Below are 23,138 nucleotides of genomic sequence, written 5' to 3'. Positions count from 1 at the left end.
TTTATTCTCCTGCAAGCGGCTTTGGTTGATCAGACCCAAGAATGCAATACGTCAAACTATTACCACGCAAGTTCGTCAGTGAGTATGACGCACCTTCTGGAACATTCAGCACATCACCGCGCGTTAAAACAACGTTAGCTTGTTCGCCTTGATGTGTGAGCACCACCTCTGTATCCCCATCAAAGTTGATAAGCACTTGTTTTTCTTCTCGGCAGTGTTGAGGAATCGAGCCACCTTCAGAAAGCTCATAAGCCATGATGCTCACTTCATCTTCACTCTTTACTTGGAAGTCATAGCTCGCCAAAGGGTGACCCGTTAAGGCGTATTGTTTCACGTTGCTTCCGCTGAAATCGCCTTTGATTTCACGATAATCTTTTTGCAGAGCGACAAATGGCATCATCTCTTCTGCGGTGTAGGTATCGAAGGTCGCGAGCTCTTCTTCGGTAAGCAGCGGCATCAATTCTGATTCTTGTGGCACCGGGTCGCCATTAATGGTGTCCACGAGTGTGCCATCGGCTTTGAGGTATAAACCATAACCTTGACTGTCTTTAATAACGTTTGGATGCCAAATAACGCCGCCACCTGAATCGTCGCCGCCAAGTACCGAGAACATAAAGCCGTAATCGCGGCCAACCACTTCAAATCCACGGAAGAGATTGGTTGGAATCGAGATGACGTCACCGTGAGACAACACCGCCTCGTGTTCGCCATCGTTCCCCCAATAAAAACGGAACTGACCTTTGAACACCAAGAAAAGCTCGGCGGTACGATGAGAGTGCAACGAATTTTTGATGCCCGGCGGTTGGCCTGCGGCACCAATATTAAAGCCCGCCGTATCGCGAATATGAACATGCTGACGACTGCTCTCTGCCACCCCAGCACCGATAATGCAGAAGTTATCTTTCAGATCACTGCCTGGCGTGCGCGCATCAATAAACGCACTCGTACCCGGAATCAGTTCCATGTAGCGGACCAGGTTATTATTCATTTTAGATTGTAGAGTCATTGTAAATCCTTGTTGTCCTTGTTTGGACCTAGCCTTTGAATTGTTAGTTACAAGCCTAAAGTTAGTTACAGACCGAAAGTGTGTTACAGACCTAAAGGTCGCCCACCATCAACCGCGATGGTATTGCCTGTCGAGAAGGTCAGAACCTCTGCCGCGGCGTACACGGCTTGAGCAACCTCTTCATCATTGGCTAAACGCTTGAGCGGTGTGGATTGTTCTTGTTGGTTACGCCAAGCATCGTCCAAGCCTTTGACAAATTCGGTGTCGACAAGCCCAGGCGCTACAGCCAAAACGCGAATCTCAGGGGACAATGCGCGAGCTAAAGAACGGGTCATGTTTTCTGCGGCAGATTTACTCGCGCAATAAGCAATGTTGCTGCCCATCGCAGTCTGTGCCGCGATAGAAGTAATGTTCACCACACAACCATTGGCTTGCTGGAGCAAAGGCTCAAACGCTCGAACCATGGCAAAAGGCGCACGGACGTTCACTTGGAAAATTTGATCAAATAATTGGTCATCCAAACTTTGCAGATCGGCATGCGCGACGAACTTCGTCATCCCCGCACAATTGACCAACAAATCTAGCTTGTCGCTCATCTCACTGACTTGATGTTTAAGCTGCTCAATCGCACTAGAATCTGCCACGTTCAGTTTGAATGCCAAATGCTCGTTACGTGGTAACGAAGAAAGCACGTCGTCGGCTGCTTTCTGATTACTGTTGTAAGTCAGAATTACGCGATATCCAGATTGAGCTAGCTTGCGACAAATGGCGGCACCCAGTCCGCCACTGCCGCCTGTGACTAAGGCAAGTTTCGACATATTACGCCTCTTCCACTTTGCCTTTGTAACGGCGTACACGAATATCTGCTTGCTCTTTGTGACCTGCAAAGCCTTCTAGTGCACACAAGCGAGAGCAGTATTCACCCACTTTTAAGGATGCTGCTTCCGTTACTCGCTGGTAAGTACAAGTCTTGATGAACTTACCTACCCAAAGACCACCGGTGTATCGCGCCGCTTTCTTCGTTGGCAGTGTATGGTTGGTACCAATACATTTATCGCCGTAAGAAACGTTGGTTTCACGACCTAGGAACAAGGCACCGTAGTTGGTCATGTTAGCTAGGAAGTATTTAGGATCTTCCGTCATCACTTGAACGTGTTCAGAAGCGATATCGTCTGCTACTTCCACCATTTCTTCGTAACTATCACATACGATCACCTGTCCGTAATCTGCCCACGCTTTACCCGCAACTTCCGCCGTTGGGAGAATGGTTAACTGACGTTCAATCTCTTTGATGGTCTCTTGTGCAAATGTCTCGCTGTTGGTCAACAAGACAGCTGGAGAGTTGTAACCGTGCTCGGCCTGCCCAAGCAAGTCCGCCGCTGCCAATTCTGGGTCACAGCCTTTCTCATCAGCAATGACTAAGGTTTCCGTTGGGCCTGCAAACAAGTCGATACCGACGCGACCAAACAACTGACGTTTTGCCTCTGCTACAAATGCGTTACCCGGCCCTACAATCATATCGACCGGTGCAATAGTCTCCGTCCCCAGAGCCATTGCACCTACCGCCTGAACACCACCGAAGCAATAGATTTCATCCGCACCCGCCATTGCCATCGCAGCGACAATCGCCACATTCGGCTGGCCATTAAACGGTGGTGCACAAGCAATAACACGTTTTACGCCCGCGACTTTCGCCGTCAGTACACTCATGTGAGCGGATGCAACCAATGGGTATTTACCGCCAGGGATGTAACAACCCACGCTGTTGACTGGAATATTTTTATGCCCCAGTACCACACCAGGCATGGTTTCTACTTCGACGTCTTTCATTGAGTCACGTTGAATTTGAGCAAAGTTTCGAACTTGTTGCTGAGCGAACTCGATATCATGACGAGTCGATTCATCAAGCGCATCCACACAGGCTTGGATTTGCTCTTCTGACAGGCGGAATTGCTCCGGCGACCAGTTATCAAACTTTTCAGACAACTCACGTACAGCGCTATCACCTTTCGATTCAATATCAGCAAGAATGTTTTCAACAATCTGACGCACTTTTGCGTCGTTTGATGCTGATGCTTCTTCAGTGATTCCGTTTTTTAAAATGCGTGCCATTGGGTTTCTCCTTGAACATTGAGGCTGACGAACGGTTATTTTTATGCGTTTGGATACGAATGCAAAATCAGATTAAACACTTAATTAACATTTGACAAGTTAAGTCAACAAACCACAAAAATAATCCTTAAGCCTTTGTATTGATTAATTTAAACAAATAAAATCAAGTAATAAGCACCTTGATTGAGTTTAATTTTTAATCAAAAATGAGTTTTAGATCACATCATTTTTACTCATCATTTATATTTCTACATGTTAGTTTTTGCATACCTTTGCAAAGGAGAGAATTATGAGCAATTTTAAGCAACGTCTGACTAAAGAAACGCTATTAGGTACATTTGTTAAAACCCCTCATCCTCACATTATCGAGGTATTGGCACTGGCAGAGTTGCCTTTTGTGGTACTGGATGCAGAGCACGCACCTTTCGATCGTTCCTCGCTTGATCTGTGCATCATGGCGGCCAGAGCGAATGACCTCGCGTGCGTGGTACGAGTACAAGACAGCGCTCCTTCAACCATTTTGAACGCGCTTGACTTTGGCGCGGCGGGTGTACAAATTCCCCATGTTTGTACTGCTGAGCAAGCGACGCAACTGGCGAAAATCTGCCATTACGGAGAAGGTGGCCGAGGGTATGCTGGTTCCAGTCGAGCAGCGCAATACGCCACTAAGCCCATGGTTGAACACTTAAAAGACAGCCGTGCGAATACGATTGTCATTGCACAAATTGAAGACCCTCAAGGGGTTGAAAATGTTGAAGCGATTGCCAATGTTGAAGGAATTGATGCGCTCTTCATTGGCCAAGTTGATCTCACTGTCGCTTATGGTGCTGATAGCGTTCATGATGAGAAAGTCGCACAAGCAAGTATGCGAGTAATCGAAGCGGCCAGAGCCGCCAATAAACCTGTTGGCATGTTTGTCGCGACGGCTCAACAAGCTCGGGAATGGCGTGAACTCGGCGTTAGCTTCTTTTGTGTTGGCTCTGAACACAAAATGATCATTGATGGCTTCAAGCAAGAGAGAAATGTGATGAATTCTTGAGTTTTCTCTGATATTTACGCCTTATCAATGTAATGCTCTAGACACAGAAATCCCCTAGCCCATACACTCAGCACGTATGAGAAGGTTCAATGGCCTTAAATAAGGAGTATCACCATTAAAGCGAAAGTAACTTCGATCGACGTCGCGAAGATGCTCGGCGTCTCTCAATCGACGGTATCTAGAGCATTCAGCCCGACTGCGAGTATTAGCGAGAAGAAACGCAAAATGGTGATGGATGCCGCAGCTAAGCTCGGATACACACCGAATGCCATCGCCCGAGGTCTGATTTCGAATCGTTCAGGCTTAGTGGCGATTGCGTTAGATAGCGAATCAAACCCAATGTACGACATGCAATCTCGTGCTTTGGCTGTCGAAATTCAAAAGCGAGGCGGACAAGTTGTGCTTTGCCCTATCGACAAGGACGACCTCGATCTCGCCATTTCACGCGCCATTGAATACCAAGTGGACGGACTCGTTATCGCCACCAGCCGTTTAACCTCACGCGCGTTTGCCCAATGCGAAAAGTTTGGCGTTCATTTAAGCTTGATTAACCGCTACGCCGAGGGTATTAATGCCAACAGCTCTGGTATTGATAACCGCTTGGCGGGCCAACAAGCAGCCGAGTATTTAACGCAGAAAGGCGCAAAACAGTGTGCTTATATCAGTGGCGATGCTGGCTCCATGACCAGTGAAGAGCGTTGGCTTGGTTTCTCTTCAAAGTTGCAAGAACTCGGCTCCCCATCACCAACCTTTATCCAAGCCAAGTACAGCTTTGAAGCAGGCTTAGAAGCAGCGAAAGCGATCTTGTCGCACACTAGCAAACCCGATGCAATTTTTTGTGCAAACGACATCCTCGCCATGGGTGTGATGGATGGCTTGCGACAAGCCGGAACAAAGATCCCCCAAGACTTCTCTGTGATGGGTGTAGATAACATTCCGATGTCTGCATGGCCGAGCTATGATTTGACCACCATTGCTCAACCAGTCGACAAAATTGTTAAACGAGCGGTTGAAGACTTGATGAATCGAATCAACGGCAACCTGGATGCAACTGGCGAATACCTTTTCGAGCAAGGCACCTTGATCGAACGTAGTAGCACCATTTAATAAATCCATTTTTATTCATTCTTCATAAACAAAATGCCTTGCTTTCGAGTAAGGCATTTTCTGTGATCGCGATTAAATTTTCACCAATCGTTATTTAATTCCTCATCAATTCATCAATCTTGTTATTGACTTGTTACTTTAATGTTTTATTTTGGATTCGTATGCAAAATGGATATGAATTGCTCAACTAATTTATAAAAACATAAAAAGTTGTGTGACTTGCCGACGAATGCCAATGGCAGGTCATACTAGAAACAAGGAAGAACGATGAAGAAAGCAATCCTTACTTCACTTACCGCACTGGGGCTTGCATTTAGCAGTATGAATACGTTTGCAACCAGTGTTATTCGTCTTGCTCATGACAGTCAAGAAACCTCTCCCGTACACAAAGCAATGCTCTATTTCGAACAACAAGTGGAAGCTCGCTCAAACGGTGAGATAGAAGTTGAAATCTATCCGGCAAGACAACTAGGCGATGTGCGTGAGACGACTGAACTCGTACAGCAAGGCAACTTACAAATGACGTTTGGTGCGTCAGTTTTACTCTCTCCCTATGTCCCAGAGTTTAACGTGCTGGACGTGTTCTACCTTTTTGATAGTGAAGAACAAGCCCACAAAGCACTCGACAGTGAGAAGATCGGACAGCCATTGCTAAGCGCTATGGAGTCAAAAGGCTTCCATGGTCTTGGCTTTATGGAGGTCGGCTTTCGTAGCGTGACCAACAACAAACAGCCAATTGATAGTATTGAGGACCTGAAAGGGCTAAAGATTCGCTCGGCATCTAACCCCACTCAAATAAGCGCGTGGAAATCTATTGGTACTGCGCCAACACCTCTGTCTTGGGGAGAAATTTTCACCTCGTTACAACAAGGCCTGATTAACGCTCAAGAAAGTGCTATCTACTCTATTTATGCCGAACGTTTTTACGAGGCACAAAAGTACCTCTCTTTAACTAACCATATATACACCAACTACGTGTTGTTCATGAACAAATCGTTTTGGGATTCACTGCCGGCCGAACAACAAGCGCTGATCAGTGAAGTAAGCAAAGAAACCATCGCAAAACAGCGTGAGCTCGCCGCTAAGCAAAACCAAGAAGTAATCAAAGAGCTCGAAGCAAAAGGCATGACGGTTAACATCGTCCCAGACGAGGTACGCAGCATCATGAAAGAAAAAATGAATGCAGCCGTGTACCAAGATCTGCGTAGCAAGACAGGTGAAGACTTGTTTGACAACGTGATTGCCGGGATAGAACGCCTATAACTCCCACTCTTTTGTACGATCTGGAAACAGGTCGTACTTTCCGTTTTGGAGGTGAATATGAAGTGGTTTCGCTTACTAGACAAATACCTAGAACCTACCCTTATCGTTATCGCGATCTCGACGATGACAACTTTACTGTGCTTGCAAATCGCCCTACGCCTGTTCGATGCAACGATCGCGTGGGCTGAAGAGCTGGCTCGTTATTTATTCGTATGGGCGATGTACCTGAGCATCAGCTACTGTATCCGAGATGATCGACACATCCGCATTCGTGTGTTCATCGATAAACTTCCGGGCAATTGGACGCAATTCAGTTTGATTGTCTCTGATCTTATCTACCTTGCCTTTAGTGCAACTGTCGCCTGGTTTGGATTTAAGGTTATAAACCGCAGCCTGCAACTCGGTCAGATTGCACCCGCAATGGAAATTCCTATTGCATGTTTGTATGCCTCTGTTTTAGTTTGCGCAATCTTAAGCTGCGTGCGCTTGGTAACCAGCATTTATCAACGTGTGAACGCGTGCTCCACCAGCAATGAACGAGTTCGCTTTTCTCGCCAACGCTATCGCCATATCAAAGCAAAGTACCGTACTTCTAACCGACTATTGGAGTTTAACGCATGACGTCTGCACTTTTGTTTGGCAGCTTTGGTCTGCTTCTGCTCATTGGCGTTCCGGTCGGTATTGCTCTGGCGGCAGCCAGTATGGTCGCGATACTCAGTCTGCCGTTTCTTAACATCGAGTTTTTAGTCCAAGGAATGGTAACAGGGCTCGACTCTTTCCCTCTCCTCGCCGTCGTTCTTTTTACCTTAGCAGGTAACCTTATGAGCCAAGGAGGGATCTCAAAACGATTATTGCATGTGGCGGAGGTCTTCTTTGGCCACTTTACTGGCGGGCTTGGCATCGTGGCCATTGTGGCGTGTATGTTCTTCGCTTCCATCTCTGGTACAGGGTCTGCCACTGTTGCCGCTATCGGCCTGACGATGATTCCCTCGATGGTGAAGAAAGGCTACGACCGCAGCTTTGCAGGTGCTTTAATCGCTTCCTCCGGCGGAATTGGCGTCATTATTCCACCCTCTGTGGTGATGATCGTCTACGCGATCACTGCTGAAGTCTCCGTCACTAAGATGTTCATGGCGGGCATCATTCCTGGCTTGGTCGTCGGTATGGTATTGATCGGCTACTGTCTAATTGTCTCAAAAATGCGGGGCTACACAGGTAACGAACGCAAAGCGACTTGGGCAGAGCGTCTTGCTGCGCTAAAAGAAGCCAGCTGGGCAATGCTACTCCCCGTGATCATTCTCGGCGGTATCTATTCCGGTATCTTCACACCTACCGAATCAGCCGCCATTGGTGTGCTCTATGGCTTATTCTTTGGCATGTTTGTTTATAAAGAGCTCAAACCAGCGCAAGTGGTGAAAATCATTCTAGAGTCGTCACTGTTAGTTGGCGCAGTGCTCGTTATTGTGGGTGCGTCCGTGACGTTTGGCCGCATATTGACCCTAGAACGTCTACCGACCGAGATCGCTCAGTTCATTCTATCGATTACCGAAAACAAACTGCTGATACTGCTTTGCATCAATGTTCTGTTGTTGCTTGTCGGTACCTTCATGGAAACGCTGGCGGCCATTGTTATTCTCACACCAATTCTGCTACCCATTACGTCAGCACTCGGCATGGACCCCGTTCATTTTGGTATCGTGATGATCGTGAACTTGGCCATTGGCTTTGTTACGCCTCCTCTGGGTGCCAACCTGTTTATGGCAAGTCAGGTAGGCAAAGTACCGATAGAGTCGCTCTCTAAAGCCATCATGGGTTGGATTGGTGCAATGATAGTGGCGTTGATGTTGATTACCTTCATCCCTGCCATCTCGCTATCGTTACCTGCGCTTTTATCCTGATCGTTGCACTCATAGAGCGCTTATGACTGTTATAGCCACTAGATAAATACCTTTCTAGTGGCTTATTCGTTATCTACTTCCGATTTAATAAAAAAGCCTTTAAGCATTCGTATGCAAAAGGAAAATTTGAAAGATATAAGTATAATTGACACCAAAATAACTGAATATTAGCGATAAAGTCTATTTGGGTGCCTTGATCTGCATGATTATCAGTTTTGGCTTAATCATTTGTTTCCATTCAAACAGATAAAAATAAATTAAGCGATTAAAAACAATAAGATATTAGAAAATTCATACAAAAAACTTTGACCTCCTTTCTTATTAACACGTCTCGATAAGAGATAGCTTCCATCTCTCCTGTACTTTTTTAGTTTATTTTCCGCTCAATTGTTAAAAATCCGATCATCAGCACGCTATTTAAACAATCGAAAAACAATCCGTTGACAAAATGGCAACATGATATATTTTGAATACGTAATCAAAACATAATTATTCAATTACGGAGGTGATTTATGGCCATGGTTGGCTTCGATGAAAAGTGGCGTGACTTTCCCGACTACATTCTTGGTATCACAAAAGAGATTTGGGAAGACCGAGGTTTAAACACCTTAGAACACTACTACTCTCCCGACATTGTTGTGCGTACTCCACTCTCTATCGTTCAAGGAAACGAAGGGGTGATCAGTGCAACAATGGCGACACTGGCCGAGTTTCCCGATCGCACGCTATATGGCGAAGACGTCATTTGGTCAGGCACCCCGGAACAAGGCATGCTTTCTTCTCATCGAATCATCTCTACTGCAACACACAGTGGCAACGGCTTCTATGGGCAAGCTTCGAACCGCAAGCTTCGTTTCCGTATTATCGCAGATTGCCATGCTATCAATAACCAAATCAATGACGAATGGTTGGTTCGCGATCAAGCCGATATCGCGAAACAACTGGGCATGACGTCAGAAGAGTTTGCACGCCAACAAATCGAATTTGAAGGTGGCGTGGAATCAAGCCCATTTCCGTTCACTCCTGAAGTCGACATTCCTGGACCTTATTTGGGCGTAGGCAACGACAACGAATATGGTCAGCGCTACGAAGCAATTCTCAGAAGCCTTATGAATGCCGAGTTCTCTATAGTACCGAAAGAGTACGACCGCGCTTGCATCGGCGAATACACTGGCGGTCAAACTGCCCTATCACACTCGGAAGTCGATCATTTTTGGATGGCACTTCGTGCGTCTTTCCCAAATGCTCAATTTACCGTTCACCATCGTATTGGCCGAGATGACGACATGATGTCACCACGCGCTGCAATTCGATGGTCTTTGCACGGTAAGCATGAGGGATATGGGATGTTTGGTAAACCTTCAGGAAAAGAGGTTTACATCATGGGGATCAGCCACGCTGAGTTTGGCCCTTGGGGTCTTCGTCGCGAATTCACTTTGTTTGACGAGACCGCAATCTGGAAGCAAATCCTGCTTCAGCAAGGCTAACGGCTGACTAAACACTATTTATTAAAATCACAGACAGTAAGGAAGCAACATGTCACTCAACATCATCGAACAGTTCTACCAGAACTACTTCAAAGCCGCAGACATCGAGCAAAAACAGGCCGCTCTGCAAACTTTGAACCCTGACGTAAAATGGTGCGTGGCGCACCCTGTGAACGATCTTAATGGCCCAGATGCAACCCACGAATCTTTCCTCTCACCACTTGTTAATGCTTTGCCTGACGCCGAGCGCCGACCAATAATTGTGATGCACGGCGAATACGAAGGTCGCACTTGGTACAACTCTACCGGCTATTTTATCGGTACATTTGAACAACCACTGTTTGGCATCCCAGCAACAGGGAAAACACTCTACTTGCGTTACACCGAAATGGTGTGTGTGGAGAACGACCAAATCACCGAATCTTACATGATCCCAGACTTCATCGACGCGATGAATCAAGCAGGCTGCAACCCTCTTCGTAAAAGCTTAGGTCACGATGGCTTGGTCCCTTCTCCTGCGACTTCTAATGGTATCCAACATTCTGTTGTGTCTTTGGAAGAAAGTGAAAAGAGCGCCCAGCTGGTTGAAGATATGCTGTCTTGCTTGGGTCGTTTTGATGGCAAAGATCTTTTCTCGATGGATCTTGAAAACTACTGGCACAATGACTTCATGTGGTACGGCCCTGCTGGTATTGGTACTACGCGCGGTATCAAAGGTTTCCGTAACCACCATCAAGCGCCATTTGTGTTTGCCTTCCCTGACCGAAGTGTCGATATTGAGGTCAATTTTTTGGCCCAAAATGACTACGTATCCACAGGTGGTTGGCCACATATGCATGGTACTCACACTGGTCACAGTGGCTGGCTCGGTCTTGCCCCAACCGGAAAACACATCGAACTTCGCGTTATGGACATTTGGCGACGCGAAGGCGATTTACTGAAGGAAAACTGGGTGGCGATCGACATCGTTCATATCCTGCTGCAACTTGGCTATGACGTGTTTGCACAAATGAAAGAACAGTTAGAAGGACCTAATTATGCATGAGTTTGGCGCACTTAACTGGAGCATCCTTGGTGGATACATAGCCCTAACGCTAGTATTGGGTGCGGTGATTGGTAAGCGAGTAACTTCAGCTAGCCAATTCGCTTTGGGTGATAAGAGCATCCCTTGGTGGGCGATCGGTATTTCTGTCGTTTGTACTTACGTGAGTGCCATGTCGTTCCTTGGCGGGCCAGCTTGGTCTTACAAAGAAGGCCTGTCGGTTATCGCGATTCACCTCAATTATCCGCTGGTGATCTTCTTCATCGTGGCTGTGTTTATGCCGTTTTTCTACAACAACGGTTTAACCTCTATCTACGAGTATCAAGAACGACGCTTCGGTAAGGCTTCACGACTGACTTTGTCGTTTATCTTCCTTATCAAACAAGCATTGAGCTCGGCAGCCGTACTCTATGCGACAGCAATGATTTTAGAGTTCATTACTGGTATCGACGTGATGTACTGCATCATGATCGTCACTGCAATTGCCCTTATCTACACCGTAATGGGCGGTATCGCGGCTGTCATTTGGACCGATGTGATTCAAGCAGTAATCTTATTTATTGGCGCATTCATCATCATTGAAGCCGTTTGGAATGGCATGCCTGCTCCAATGACGGAGGTCATGGCAGAACTCAAAGCGAAAGGAATGACCGATGCCCTACAGACAAGTTTTGACCTAAGCCAAGTAACGACGGTATGGGCTGGTGTTATCGCAATGACGATGTTCCACACCACCGTGTATGGCGGTAACCAGATGATGGTACAACGATGTATGGCCGCGAAAAACATGGGCGATGCGAAAAAGGCAATGCTGATGATGGGCTACGTGGCCTTCTTTATTTACTTTGTCTTTATCTTGCTTGGCGTCCTGTTCAACGCTTATTACGACGGTAAAGAGTTCGAAAACGGCAACACCATCATTCTTCATTATGCGAGTGAATATGGAATGCCAGGCTTGATGGGCATCATTGCCGCTGCGATTCTGGCGGCAAGTATGTCGAGTCTCGATTCCGCATTTAACTCAATGGCGACCGTTTCTGTGGCTGACTTTTACAAACGCTTCTACAAGCAAAACGAGTCGGAAGAGCATTACTTAAAGGTATCGCGTTTCTTCACGGTGGCGTGGGCGATTTTGGTCATCATTCCAGCGATCATGTTTGCCACCAGCACAGGCTCGGTACTGGAAGTGCTGAGTAAGGCAGGCTCTTACTTTGTCGGTGCGAGCTTCTGTATGTTCGTCCTTGGTTTCTACTCAAAACACATTACGGAAAAAGGCTTGTTAATTGGCGTTGCTGCTAGCTTCTTGGTGATTTGGTATGTAGCCGTTGCGACCGATATTGCGTGGCCTTGGTATTGCGTGATTGGCGTCCTTGTGAATGCCGTTGTCGCTTACATTGCTAGCCTTCTCCTGACGGGTAAACAAGATGAAATGCATCTTTACACAGTGAAAGGCCAGCAAGCGGAATATGCTCGTCTAAATAAACCAATCAAGGAAGATGGTTGGTATGTCGTTCCCGGCAAAATCGATGCTCCATGTTATGGTTTACTAGTGATGTTTGTATTCTCTCTCGTGATGCTTTGGGGGATCAACGCGTTTACCGACAACGCTCCTATGCTGATTAACTTTATGCGTGGCTGCTCTATTCTTGTCGCTACCGCTTGCATCGGATACATGGGGTATTCACTCCTCTCCCCGAAACGTAAAGTTGCAGTCAAACAAGCAAATTAATCTTCTTTACGTAGATACTGTACGTCCAACAAACGGACAGTATCTACGCACTAGCTCTAGTGCTAGCTCAAAGCAAATCGAATGGGTTAACCCACATTTTGCTTTTTAATACTCCAAAGCCATTATTCTACTTAGGATACCCGTTAGAACATTTATGAATACGTACCTATTTATGCTAGTCTTATGACCTCAATTACTGGCAACTAAGTTTTATTCATGAAATCAATTAAACACGTAGTCACATCAAAAGATGTGGCAAAGATGGCAGGCGTCTCTCAATCTACTGTATCGCGCGTGTTTGTTCCGGGTAGCTCAGTATCCGAAAAGACCAAGCAAAAAGTCTTTGAAGCGGCTAAAGCCCTTAACTACCGCCCTAACGCCTTTGCACGTAGCCTGACCACAAACGAATCGAAATTGATAGGTTTGGTGTTTCCTGATGCGGATTACCCTATCCATATGAAAACACTGCAATTAATTTCCAGTGAGTTACAGAAAAAAGGTTATTCTGCCGTATTGATTCCATGGCAAGTGGATGAAGAAGAGGGTCACTCAATCCCAAATATCTTCCAGTATCGCGTCGATGGTGTCATTGCCGCTTCTGCAACCTTCAATAAGTCCCTTTATGAAGAATGTGAAGAGTTTAATATCCCAATTGTTCAATACGCACGAGTTGTTGAAGGTACTAGGAGTAGCTACGTTATCAGTGACAACTACGAAGCAGGCCAACAAGCCGCGCAACTTCTGCACAAAAGTGGCGTGAAGAACGCGGTTTATTTGACGGGAGAAGTGCCAACCTTTACGAATGACGAACGTCAAAGCGGCTTCTGCTCTGAATTTGAAGACCTAACCGGCAAGACGCCACGCATCATTGAAGCCAGCTATGACTACGCGAGCTCACTTGATAAAGTCCGTGCCATACTGGCAGACAAAAATCGGCCTGAAGCGGTGTTCTGTGCAACCGATAACCTTGCTATGGCGGTCATGGATATCGCCCGTATAGAATGCGGGTTGAGCATTCCTCAAGACTTACAAGTCATTGGCTTTGATAATATTCCTCAGACAGAATGGTTAAGCTATCAATTAACCACATTCCGCCAGGATTTCCGTCGCCTCGCTCGCGAGTGCGTGAAGATCATTGTTGATCAAATTAATACGAAAAACGGAAGCCTAGTAAAAATGATGGTGCCAGTGAAGTTAATCGAGCGACAGACAACAAAAGCTTAAATAGCTATAGCCAGCCATTCGGTTGGCTTTTTTATTTGCCTCTGACTCCCAAACGGCTCATTTAGTGTTGTCAGCATTAATGAACTCATGTATATTTATGAGCCATTACACTATATGAACCAAACAAAAAAAGGCTCATAATCCTTATGACCACGTATCTTTACACTCGTTATTCGCCAAAAAATCGAGTTTACCAAGAGCACCTCAATACTCTAAAAGCTTTTGCGCCCGAAGCTCAGCATTTTGAGGATAAGGTTCGTGGTTGCATGCCTCCAACCGAGAGAGAGGCATTCTTACAACTGCTCGATTCCGTCAGAACTGGGGATACGATTGTGCTCTGGTGGCTGACCGCATTTGGTCGCGACTTTAGTCAAGCATTGAACACAATAAAAATGCTACTCGATAAAGGGGTAACATTGAAAACCGTATGTGAATCAATAACTTTTGAGCCAGGTTCTGTTCAAACTCAAACACTACTCACAGTGTTATCTGGATATGGGAAAGTGCAGACTGAACATCGCCTGTTTGCCGCAGAGCAAGGGCGACAGGCCATTAAAGAGCAGCCAGAATTATGGAAACAGAAGTTTCGCGGCCGCCCCGCAAACAAAACCAAACACCAACAGATCGCAACGTTGCTGCTAGAAGGCTACACATTGCAAAACGTAGCAGAGCAATGCGAAGTCAGTCTATCGACTGTGAAGCGGGTCAAAGCAAAGCTAAATGAAGTGGATGACGAAGGCGGCTTAAGATCACGACGCCAAAAAGGTTGTTTGAATGGAGACCAGTCATGAGTCGCCCAATCAACTTTCATACTATACTACTAGCCTGTCTTATTATTAGCGTTGGCCAGTTGAGCATGGGGCTAGTCATGCCCTCTTTGCCATGGATAGCAAAAGACTTTTCCATCTCCCTCGACCAAGCTCAACTACTTGTGAGTATTTATTTGCTCGGCTTTGGCCCCTCTCAATTTATCTACGGGCCAGTGTCAGATGCTTTAGGACGAAAAAGAGTATTACTTACCGGTTTACTCATCGCGATGTCTGGTCTGCTGATGATTATTTTCTTCAGTGACACATTTACAGGGATGGTGATGGGGCGCTTTTTACAAGGGTTAGGTACAGGATGCTGCGCGGTACTCGCGAGGGCGTCGACTCGAGATAGATTTAGCGGGGATGAACTCCCAGTGGCAATGTCTTACATCGCCATGGCGGCTTCAATCACGCCACTTATTGCACCTGTGATTGGCGGCTTTATCAACTTCCACTTCGGTTGGAGTATGGTGTTTATTTCTCTATTGGGCTATGTCTCGCTGGCCTGGGTAATCATCGCCTTTAAGTTCACAGAAACCATCACAAAACGTTCTGTCATTCCGTCACCCCGAAAAATGTCACTCCAATACAAGAGCTTACTTACGTCTCGTTACTTTATGAGTTTCGCCAGTATCAGTTGGTTAAACTTCAGCTTAATGATTACGACAGTCTCTGTGATGCCATTTATCATGCAAGATCAAATTGGCATGACCTCCGCTCAATACGCGATGTGGGCGCTCATTCCCGCTTTGGGTATGTTATGTGGTACCACGATTTGTAACCGAGTAAGGCCAATTATTGGCAATAAAAAAATGCTGCTTTGCACCCCATTTCTTCACCTCGCTGCCGCAATATGGTTATTTTTCTGCCCTGTTGAGCCTCTATTTCTGATGCTAGGACAGCTATTAATGATCTTGGGTAATGGTATTGCCCTACCTTGTGCACAAGCGATGGTAATGCAACCTTATAAAAAGCAAGCAGGTGCCGCAGCGGCAATGTCTGGTGGTGGACAAATGGTCGTCTCCTCATTGGTCAGCTTAACTCTGGTGCAGCTTGGATTGAGTCAAGCATGGCATCTAGCGATCGTTATCGTAATATTTGCATCGCTTACCTTCACCAACATTCAACGTGGCTTCAGTACAGAGCAACCTTCAGAACAATAACAAAAAACATACTATTGTCCTTATAGCTACAACAAATCGTATAAACTTAAATTTAGGAAAAGTTGGCGGATACTAACATGATGTTGCATTTAAGAATTGGCGCCTTAACACTCTCCACATTGATATCCGCTGGCACTGATGCGAGCGCCAACGAGAACTGGCAGTTCGAGAGTGACAAGGATGGAATCACAATTTACTCCCGAGAACATAGTGACGGTTTAGTTGAGATCCGTGCCCGGATGTTCACACCCACCAGCTATGGTGCATTTTTAACGCTACTGGAAGACAGTGACAATATCCCGAACTGGATTGACAATGCCAGTCATAGCCGGGTTTTAAATCAGATATCGGCCACCGAGAACATCGTTTACACCCAGTTTAAAGCACCATGGCCTGCCAAAAATCGGGATATGGTCACCTACTCAAAGTACTGGGTCGATGAGCTGGGATTCACCATAGAAATCAAAAGCGCACCTGACTCATATCTTGCTGAACAAAATGGTTATGTTCGAATTCGCTCGGTTGATGCGACTTGGGAGTTACAAAAACTCACGAACGATACAACACTCGTGGAATACAAGGCGTTTGCTGACCCCGGAGGTCTATTGCCAAACTGGCTGATCAACAAACTCTCAAAAGAAAGTGCATGGGCGACATTTAGTAATTTAAGAAAAGAGTTACCTGAATATCAGCAATACTCTCATCCTCAAATAGATGAGTAAGCGTCGCTCTTCCCACTCGCTTTTTAATACGGTACATAATAACAAAAGGCGGCATATGCCGCCTTTTTCTACTCAATGTGTTACTGTTGTGCAACCGTTACAGGTTTAGTTGCACCACGGTAATCAAACTCAAAACCAATACCTTGGTCTGTCACGTCCATCGTCATACCACCAACAAGCTCGCCTTGTAAGCTTTTGACAACATCATCCGGAACCGGCTCCCCAGTGATTGACGACGCACTCTCTAGCACTTCCAAAATACGCTCTGAATCAAAATCAAAGCTGAACAAGCCATTTGGAGAAAGTGATTGCGCCATCACTTCTTTGCTTGCTTCCGCAGCACTATCACCACTGTAAAGGGTGAAATGGTTTTCGTTTAGACGAGCAAACACGTCCACCTTCATGCCAGTATGCATTTCTAATAGCTCACTGACATTAACAGGTTGGTTATCCGGTTGAATTTGCAATTGAGCAAGTTCAGGAACGAACATTTGCGCAGTTTGAATAAGCATCATTGGATCATTGGCAGAAAGAGACAACATACCATCTAGCTGGCTAAATACTTCACCATGCTGAGCATTAGTATCTACTTTGATATCAAACATTTGCAGGCTTAACCCTTTCAGGCCGTTAACCATGCCTGACCCCATGCTTACAGCGGCTGCTGGATTCTGGCCGCCTATCTCTTGCTGCATTTGTGTCAATAAAGAGCATTGGTATTGAGGCTGAGTCAAGTCAGCCCAAATCTGACCAATCGATGGCGCTAGCGTATTAATGTCTAAGCCAAGCGCCATACTAAAGAAACTCTTATCACTTTTAGACTCTGCCAATACACCACGAATCGACTTGAGCGCATCTAGAATCACTTTATTGTTGGACTCAACAACAAAAGAACCTTTAATGAACGCCTGATCGCCTTTCATCTTGTATTCTGCAAACGCGACGGACTGAGGCCAGTTTTCTGCAACTTGAGTAAGCTCAGTATGGCAGGCTGGTGAACGCATTTCCTCAATAGTTGGTTCAGGATCTATTGCATCCAACGTGCTGATTTGACGAGCAAACATATTGCCATCTTTCGTCGTCAAACCTTTAATCACTTCGCGATGATCAAAGTAACCAAAAGAGTTGTTGTTTTCACCGTATTTGGCTTGCAACGCCTCAAGGCGTCCACTGTCAGCAATATTTTGACTTGGTGCTTCAAGCCCTAATGCCATTTTAATCGGGTTTTGAACGCCCAGTTGCGGAACATCAACCGTTAACGTAAGCACGTTATCAACCACGGCTACAACCAAGCCAATACCTTCCTGCGGGTCAATTGAATCAGTCATCTCGTAACGACGATACTCGACGTCACCAAGCTTAACCAACTCATGCTTAGCGCCGCTCATCTGCTCTTCATGATCCAGTGTTTTCCATAACGCGGCAGGGTCTTCAATATCCACTTTGTACACCGGTACCATACCAATTGTGTACAACACAGGATTAATGTTTTCCCCGGTGCCCAAATAAGCTTTTAATGTTTCTGGCGACGCAGCACTCTCTAGGTACCCATCGAATAAGTTAACTGCAAACTGCTGTTGTGGAGACAGTGGTTCATCGGCAAAAAGTTCTGCAATCGAGCCTTGATTCGCCGTACCGAATGCGTTCATGTATTTATAATGGTTAAAAGGTTCAGTCTGATACGTCACCATAAGTGAATCTGCAGGAACTTGCGTTAACAGTGAGCCTGCATCACTTGTGGTAGTATTGTTTTGGTACAGGTAGCCAGCGCCCCCTGCAGCTGCGACCACTGCTGTAGCCAATAGTAGTTTTTTCACGACCAACTCCGTTGTCATAGTTATGTGTTCCTAAACGAAATGTAACGCTTAGGTTTAAAGCCAATGAATAGTGCTTTATATCAACCGCTATCATAAACAAGTTATCGATGTAATGAATGTCGGTTTGATAAATTATCCAACATTTATAAGGCAAACCGTGAAGTAAGTTGAATTGCGTGCGGATGCTATTGGCAATATTCACAATCCAATTTCTCGGATAACCGCCTTAAAAATCATAATATTCAGTTAAATGAAGCGATTTGGAGTAATTACGACCAAAATCAGCAGAATATTAAATCTTTATTGAGTCTTTTATCTAATATCTGAAAACGCCTCACGACCTGACACTTCTTTCCAATTTGCCTCTGGCAGTCCCTACTCGTTTTCCTTACATTCCTACTAACTCAGTGACGAGACGTATACCAAATACGAGCAATAGAAGACGATGAAAGACCAGTTGACGATCTCTATATCAACTATCAATGGCTCAAGACATTGGTACTTCAGTAAAAGGATGCAACGCAACATAAAAACGTTTTTCGTTTTTTTTGTTGTTGCTCTGGCCGCGACCGTAATCTTAATTCATCACTTGTACACTCGCGTTGATAATGCAGCGTTAAAACAAGCTGAATTGACAGAGCATTCACGCACCATGGGTGAAGAGCTCAGCACACTGAAAACACTTAAATCAGAGCTAGAAAATGACCTTTCAGAACGGGAAGAACGGGTACAACTTGTTTCGGAACGTTTGGGGGAATTAGAGAAAGTGCTTGGGGTTGGGGAACATACCTCGACAAATAACTTGGATGCTAGGCTCGATGCAGCAGCGATAACCTCAAACGTTCGCATGGTGTTATTAAACCAAATACCAAGTGGCTCTCCAGTCGGCAACGTACGACTATCTTCCGGATTCGGTAAGCGTATCCATCCGGTGACAAAAGTTGCCAAGATGCATCGTGGGCTCGATTTTGCCGTAAATATCGGCACCAAAATTTATGCCCCTGCCGATGGGGTAGTGGAAGTCACCCGCCGCAGTAATAAAGGCTCTGGTAACTTCCTCAGGCTACAACATTCTTTCGGTTTTTCGAGTTCTTATTCGCACTTGAAAGCGTTCAAAGTAAAAAGTGGTCAGTTCGTCAAAAAAGGGCAGCTGATTGCAATTTCCGGCAACAGTGGGCTCTCTTCTGGCCCTCACCTGCATTACGAGGTGCGATTTGTTGGGCGAGCACTGAATCCGAAACCATTTGTCGATTGGAGCCTTAATGATTTCGAAGACATTTTTACTAAGGAGCGAAGAATACGATGGGAATCTTTAATCAAAACAGTGGAACAACGAGTAGCTCAGCAGCTTCAACTCTCATCGCCAAAGGCTGTTCTCTTAGCGGAGAACTCAAAGTAGAAAACGATGTCCAGATTGATGGCATCGTCGATGGTCAAATTAACGTGGAAGGCACTCTCGTTGTCGCAGAAAGCGGGCGAGTAAACGGTGAAATTTACGCTAAACAGCTGATCATTAACGGCATGATGGACGGAAACTGTCACGCAGAACACATTCAAGTGCTTGCCAAGGGACGCGTAAGCGGTAGGATCTGGAGCAATAACCTCAGCATTGAACCTGGTGGCAAATTCTTTGGTGAAGCAGCCGAATTACCTGAAAAGGAAGTGGTAACGTTAAAGGGTAAGGCTCAAGACAGTGCGAACACAAAAGAAAACAACACCAACAATGAAAAGCGACTTGCGCGTAAATCAGCATAAAACGCTCTGATTAAAGTGCTTAAAAAGACGGCTTTCACGCCGTCTTTTTTATTACTATTGCCACGATTTTCGTCAGAAACTACGTGATTATTCGGCCGGATTTAAAACCATCACCGAGCGTTTTGCTTGTGGACCAAAAGCTGATTTTGCATGCGCTTTCACTTCATCTAACGTCACACTCTTAGCCACTTTCTCAACGTCAAGCAACACATCGACGCCGTAATCATGCACCAAATAACGAGTATATGCCCATGATCTCTGTGCTGGGTTGTCATCCAATCCTTGCATCGCGACTGCCAGTTGTTTCGCGGCCGTATCCACTTCTTTTTGGGTAATATTTGACGCTAAACCATCAAACACTTTGCCCAGTTTACTCTCTAAAAGTGCCACGTCTTCGGGCTCAACTTGAGACTCCAAGAGCCAATCAGAGATGGGTTCGCGATCTTGTGTCATGGTGTAAATGCTCGGGCTGTAATCAAGGCTAGACTCTTCTCGCACAATATCCAAAACACGTGCATTACTAATACGTTGCAAAATATCTTCGATAACCGTGTCTCTTGCCGTACGTTGGTAATCGCTCGTATTAGTCAAACGCATTACATACAACGATGAAGGTTCATGCCCATCCGAAACCACAGTTCGCTCCGGCACTTCCGGGTTAAACGCAACGTGATAATCAATCGAACGACTCGGTTTCATTTCGATAGAGGCCACATATTTACGCAAAAGTGGTGTAATTTCTTCCGGCTCTACGTTTGCAACAATAACCATCTTAAAACCATCATTGGTTTTGAAAAGTTGCTCATGCACCGCTAGTATCTGCTCGGAAGTCACTTGTTCAACATCATCACTGGACACTATACGATGACGACTACCCGGCAAATAAGAATTGCCGTTTGCTTTTTGAATCAGTTTTCCCATCGGTGATTCAAAAAAAGCGCCGCTCTGCTGTTTAAACTCTTGCTTCGCTGCCGCCATCTGGCGCTCGTCGACTTTAATCTCCGTCGCTAGGTTGTATAGTCCATTCAAAGCATCAGTTAGGTGCGTATTTGGCGCCGTAATTTGCGCTCCGTGACTGGTCGCATCAAGCATCGCGCCAAGCGCAATGTTGTTTTTGCGTAAGTAGCTATCTAGCTCTGAACCAGAAAATGCCCCTAACCCACTGCGTATTGCCGTTGTTGCTGCGATTTCATAAGCGGCATACAACGTCGGATCAACAGCGGCTTTACCACCTTGACTCGCATAATAAATATACGCTCGACCACCCGCTTTAGTATCTTTTTGGAACCACACTTCGACACCGTTTGATAGCGTATAGACTTGAAAACCACCCGCTTCCTGACGCATGCTCGTGATGCTGCCTTCCTGGGTAGGCTTTAAGAATCCATCCACTTTGTCATACATCTCTAACGGTTTTTCGCCAGTTTGAAGATAGGCACTGTTTAGAGCGGCAAATACACCATTGAACTGTTCTGACGTTTCGCTTTTCCCCAAACCAATAAAAAAGCTTGGCTGCTGAGATAACAAGGCATCCAATTGTGTGTTAATGCTCTCTAAATTCTCGTTGTTGATGAATTCTGCCAAACTCTGGGCATAATTCTCTTTTGATTGGCTGACACTGTCTTGTCCAATTTGAAAAACACGTGCTTCTGCGTAACTGTTTGGCTTACGCTGACTCCAATCTGAATCAATATTTGCAAGTTCACCTTGCCAATTTGACATAACGCTATCTAACTCGGATTGAGTCGCACCATAATCTCTCAACGACGCCAAGGTACGAATGAAAGTCTGGTGCATTTGTTCGCGGCGATCTGGTGCAAACGAAATCCCTGCCGACATCATACGCTGATAGTTAGAGTAATAGGGCTCTGCATAAGCGTATTGAAAAGGTTCAGCGGCATCACTGAGTACACGGATCAAACGCTGTTGAATGAGTTGTGTTGCGACTTCATCACGCCACACTTCATGTTGTTGCTCAATCGTCGTACCGCCACTTAGACCACGCTCAATCACTAAATGAAGACTTGGTGATTCCATCGTGTTACTTGGCAAGATTCTGTTTTCGTTGTTCACTCGAATATCACGGCGCTTCTCTATTACCGTATCCGAGGTACTTTCCCAGTTCGAGAACTTGCTTTTGATAATCTTGGACAGTGAATCTATGTCGATATTACCGGTCACAATCAACTCGGCATTTTGTGGCTGGTACCACTTGTCGTAAAACGCCTTTAACTTACTCGAGGAAGCGTTTTGAATCGCTTCGCGAGTACCAATTGGGTCATGCTCACCATACATAGTGCCTTCAATCGAGGCTTGGTAAGCATGCATAGAAAAGGACTTATCATCCGGATTAGCACGTCGCCATTCCCCGAGAATCACCCCTTTTTCTTTCTCTACTTGCTCAGGAGCAAACTCAAGTCCGTTACCGATATCTCTCATCCACTTCAGGGCATCTTCTAGCTTCGTATTATTCGCAAGGTCAAGTTGGTAAGACGTTTGCTGATAACTGGTAAAAGCGTTGATATCAGCGCCAAAGCTACCACCAGATTGCTCGAAAAGTTTGACAACGTCGTTACCGGTAAAATGCTCACTACCATTAAACGCCATATGCTCAACAAAGTGAGCGTAACCCTTTTGAGAAGATGTTTCTTGGAATGAGCCGATATTCATCACCAAACGGACCGAGACTTCTTGGTCTTCTGTTGGATAAAGATGGTATTTCATACCGTTCGATAACTGGTCCACGTGCCAGTTGGCGTCAGGTTGAATCGGCGTCGACTGTTGTATCAGAGCACACCCTGACACTAATAACGCGGGGACTAACAATATACTGCGCATAACGATTGCCCATAACAATGATTAAGCTAATCAATATATATCCGGTGCTATAACCTTCACATTTTTAATGGATTGTCAGACACGCAAATGTGATAAAGATCACCATTTATTGAAATCAATTCTCATT

The 23,138-nt window shown here is 45.6% G+C and carries 19 protein-coding genes; 14 read left to right on the top strand and 5 right to left on the bottom strand.

Annotated features, from left to right (window positions below; genetic code table 11):
• Position 1 precedes the first annotated feature (1 nt).
• The 3 genes from R7Z47_RS01025 to hisD all read right to left on the bottom strand — a co-directional run bounded on the left by R7Z47_RS01025 (position 2) and on the right by hisD (position 3,118).
• Entirely contained in the window at positions 2-1,006 is a 1,005-nt protein-coding gene (locus tag R7Z47_RS01025) for a cupin (RefSeq protein ID WP_017634482.1), read from the bottom strand.
• A gap of 83 nt (positions 1,007-1,089) precedes the next feature.
• Positions 1,090-1,824: an SDR family NAD(P)-dependent oxidoreductase gene (locus tag R7Z47_RS01020; RefSeq protein WP_017820108.1), complete on the bottom strand. Its 735-nt coding sequence runs from the start codon at positions 1,822-1,824 to the stop codon at positions 1,090-1,092.
• A 1-nt stretch (position 1,825) separates the two neighbouring features.
• On the bottom strand, positions 1,826-3,118 hold the full coding sequence (hisD, locus tag R7Z47_RS01015) for a histidinol dehydrogenase (protein WP_005442059.1): 1,293 nt from the start codon (positions 3,116-3,118) through the stop codon (positions 1,826-1,828).
• 289 nt (positions 3,119-3,407) lie between these two features.
• Between hisD and R7Z47_RS01010 the strand changes: the two genes are divergently transcribed.
• The 12 genes from R7Z47_RS01010 (at position 3,408) to R7Z47_RS00955 (ending at position 16,601) form a co-directional block, all read left to right on the top strand.
• On the top strand, positions 3,408-4,157 hold the full coding sequence (locus R7Z47_RS01010; RefSeq protein ID WP_262606638.1) for an HpcH/HpaI aldolase family protein: 750 nt from the start codon (positions 3,408-3,410) through the stop codon (positions 4,155-4,157).
• Between the two features lie 150 nt (positions 4,158-4,307).
• A complete protein-coding gene (locus R7Z47_RS01005; RefSeq protein WP_053350174.1) occupies positions 4,308-5,264 on the top strand; it encodes a LacI family DNA-binding transcriptional regulator in 957 nt (318 codons plus the stop codon).
• 267 nt (positions 5,265-5,531) lie between these two features.
• The gene (locus R7Z47_RS01000; protein ID WP_213866684.1) at positions 5,532-6,527 is read left to right on the top strand and encodes a TRAP transporter substrate-binding protein; all 996 of its coding nucleotides are present in this window, start codon (positions 5,532-5,534) and stop codon (positions 6,525-6,527) included.
• Positions 6,528-6,584: 57 nt separating this feature from the next.
• Positions 6,585-7,148 carry a TRAP transporter small permease gene (locus tag R7Z47_RS00995; protein WP_085569423.1) on the top strand — a complete coding sequence of 188 codons (564 nt, stop codon included), beginning with the start codon at positions 6,585-6,587 and terminating at the stop codon, positions 7,146-7,148.
• Positions 7,145-8,425, top strand: a complete 1,281-nt coding sequence (locus R7Z47_RS00990; RefSeq protein WP_047102426.1) for a TRAP transporter large permease — start codon at positions 7,145-7,147, stop codon at positions 8,423-8,425. Before R7Z47_RS00995 ends, R7Z47_RS00990 begins: the two co-directional genes overlap by 4 nt.
• Positions 8,426-8,937: 512 nt before the next feature.
• Entirely contained in the window at positions 8,938-9,912 is a 975-nt protein-coding gene (locus R7Z47_RS00985) for an ester cyclase (RefSeq protein ID WP_017820104.1), read from the top strand.
• Between the two features lie 49 nt (positions 9,913-9,961).
• A complete protein-coding gene (locus R7Z47_RS00980; protein WP_262606639.1) occupies positions 9,962-10,957 on the top strand; it encodes an ester cyclase in 996 nt (331 codons plus the stop codon).
• Positions 10,950-12,683 (top strand): sodium:solute symporter family transporter, encoded by a 1,734-nt coding sequence (locus R7Z47_RS00975; RefSeq protein WP_005383442.1) that lies wholly within the window; start codon positions 10,950-10,952, stop codon positions 12,681-12,683. Before R7Z47_RS00980 ends, R7Z47_RS00975 begins: the two co-directional genes overlap by 8 nt.
• 216 nt (positions 12,684-12,899) lie before the next feature.
• A complete protein-coding gene (locus R7Z47_RS00970; protein ID WP_005374731.1) occupies positions 12,900-13,907 on the top strand; it encodes a LacI family DNA-binding transcriptional regulator in 1,008 nt (335 codons plus the stop codon).
• 146 nt (positions 13,908-14,053) lie between these two features.
• Positions 14,054-14,698 (top strand): recombinase family protein, encoded by a 645-nt coding sequence (locus tag R7Z47_RS00965; RefSeq protein WP_318129761.1) that lies wholly within the window; start codon positions 14,054-14,056, stop codon positions 14,696-14,698.
• Positions 14,695-15,879 (top strand): multidrug effflux MFS transporter, encoded by a 1,185-nt coding sequence (locus R7Z47_RS00960; protein WP_262606640.1) that lies wholly within the window; start codon positions 14,695-14,697, stop codon positions 15,877-15,879. Before R7Z47_RS00965 ends, R7Z47_RS00960 begins: the two co-directional genes overlap by 4 nt.
• Positions 15,880-15,956: 77 nt before the next feature.
• A complete protein-coding gene (locus R7Z47_RS00955; RefSeq protein WP_262606641.1) occupies positions 15,957-16,601 on the top strand; it encodes an START domain-containing protein in 645 nt (214 codons plus the stop codon).
• A gap of 80 nt (positions 16,602-16,681) precedes the next feature.
• On the opposite strand, the gene R7Z47_RS00950 is transcribed toward R7Z47_RS00955, so the two are convergent.
• Complete coding sequence (locus tag R7Z47_RS00950) at positions 16,682-18,436, bottom strand: hypothetical protein (protein ID WP_262606642.1); 1,755 nt, start codon at positions 18,434-18,436, stop codon at positions 16,682-16,684.
• Between the two features lie 427 nt (positions 18,437-18,863).
• Between R7Z47_RS00950 and R7Z47_RS00945 the strand changes: the two genes are divergently transcribed.
• Positions 18,864-19,817 carry a M23 family metallopeptidase gene (locus R7Z47_RS00945; protein ID WP_005374721.1) on the top strand — a complete coding sequence of 318 codons (954 nt, stop codon included), beginning with the start codon at positions 18,864-18,866 and terminating at the stop codon, positions 19,815-19,817.
• Positions 19,721-20,173: a polymer-forming cytoskeletal protein gene (locus R7Z47_RS00940; protein WP_080659230.1), complete on the top strand. Its 453-nt coding sequence runs from the start codon at positions 19,721-19,723 to the stop codon at positions 20,171-20,173. The genes R7Z47_RS00945 and R7Z47_RS00940 overlap by 97 nt, the downstream gene beginning before the upstream one ends.
• 87 nt (positions 20,174-20,260) lie before the next feature.
• On the opposite strand, the gene R7Z47_RS00935 is transcribed toward R7Z47_RS00940, so the two are convergent.
• Positions 20,261-23,011 carry a M16 family metallopeptidase gene (locus R7Z47_RS00935; protein WP_017820097.1) on the bottom strand — a complete coding sequence of 917 codons (2,751 nt, stop codon included), beginning with the start codon at positions 23,009-23,011 and terminating at the stop codon, positions 20,261-20,263.
• Between the last annotated feature and the right edge of the window lie 127 nt (positions 23,012-23,138).

The sequence above is a fragment of the Vibrio sp. 1641 genome (assembly GCF_033339995.1).
Taxonomy (GTDB): Bacteria; Pseudomonadota; Gammaproteobacteria; order Enterobacterales; family Vibrionaceae; genus Vibrio; species Vibrio alginolyticus.
This window is presented reverse-complemented; position numbering and strand designations above follow the sequence as displayed.

Bases quoted from the DNA above. Each gene is read 5' to 3' on its own strand.
- R7Z47_RS00995 (WP_085569423.1), top strand. From the start codon at position 6,585: ATGAAGTGGTTTCGCTTACTAGACAAATACCTAGAACCTACCCTTATC.
- R7Z47_RS00975 (WP_005383442.1), top strand. From the start codon at position 10,950: ATGCATGAGTTTGGCGCACTTAACTGGAGCATCCTTGGTGGATACATA.
- R7Z47_RS01025 (WP_017634482.1), bottom strand. From the start codon at position 1,006: ATGACTCTACAATCTAAAATGAATAATAACCTGGTCCGCTACATGGAA.
- R7Z47_RS01000 (WP_213866684.1), top strand. From the start codon at position 5,532: ATGAAGAAAGCAATCCTTACTTCACTTACCGCACTGGGGCTTGCATTT.
- R7Z47_RS00990 (WP_047102426.1), top strand. From the start codon at position 7,145: ATGACGTCTGCACTTTTGTTTGGCAGCTTTGGTCTGCTTCTGCTCATT.
- R7Z47_RS00965 (WP_318129761.1), top strand. From the start codon at position 14,054: ATGACCACGTATCTTTACACTCGTTATTCGCCAAAAAATCGAGTTTAC.
- R7Z47_RS01010 (WP_262606638.1), top strand. From the start codon at position 3,408: ATGAGCAATTTTAAGCAACGTCTGACTAAAGAAACGCTATTAGGTACA.
- R7Z47_RS00980 (WP_262606639.1), top strand. From the start codon at position 9,962: ATGTCACTCAACATCATCGAACAGTTCTACCAGAACTACTTCAAAGCC.
- R7Z47_RS01020 (WP_017820108.1), bottom strand. From the start codon at position 1,824: ATGTCGAAACTTGCCTTAGTCACAGGCGGCAGTGGCGGACTGGGTGCC.
- R7Z47_RS00935 (WP_017820097.1), bottom strand. From the start codon at position 23,011: ATGCGCAGTATATTGTTAGTCCCCGCGTTATTAGTGTCAGGGTGTGCT.
- R7Z47_RS00960 (WP_262606640.1), top strand. From the start codon at position 14,695: ATGAGTCGCCCAATCAACTTTCATACTATACTACTAGCCTGTCTTATT.
- R7Z47_RS01005 (WP_053350174.1), top strand. From the start codon at position 4,308: ATGCTCGGCGTCTCTCAATCGACGGTATCTAGAGCATTCAGCCCGACT.
- R7Z47_RS00970 (WP_005374731.1), top strand. From the start codon at position 12,900: ATGAAATCAATTAAACACGTAGTCACATCAAAAGATGTGGCAAAGATG.
- R7Z47_RS00985 (WP_017820104.1), top strand. From the start codon at position 8,938: ATGGCCATGGTTGGCTTCGATGAAAAGTGGCGTGACTTTCCCGACTAC.
- R7Z47_RS00940 (WP_080659230.1), top strand. From the start codon at position 19,721: ATGGGAATCTTTAATCAAAACAGTGGAACAACGAGTAGCTCAGCAGCT.
- R7Z47_RS00950 (WP_262606642.1), bottom strand. From the start codon at position 18,436: ATGACAACGGAGTTGGTCGTGAAAAAACTACTATTGGCTACAGCAGTG.
- hisD (WP_005442059.1), bottom strand. From the start codon at position 3,118: ATGGCACGCATTTTAAAAAACGGAATCACTGAAGAAGCATCAGCATCA.
- R7Z47_RS00955 (WP_262606641.1), top strand. From the start codon at position 15,957: ATGATGTTGCATTTAAGAATTGGCGCCTTAACACTCTCCACATTGATA.
- R7Z47_RS00945 (WP_005374721.1), top strand. From the start codon at position 18,864: ATGAAAGACCAGTTGACGATCTCTATATCAACTATCAATGGCTCAAGA.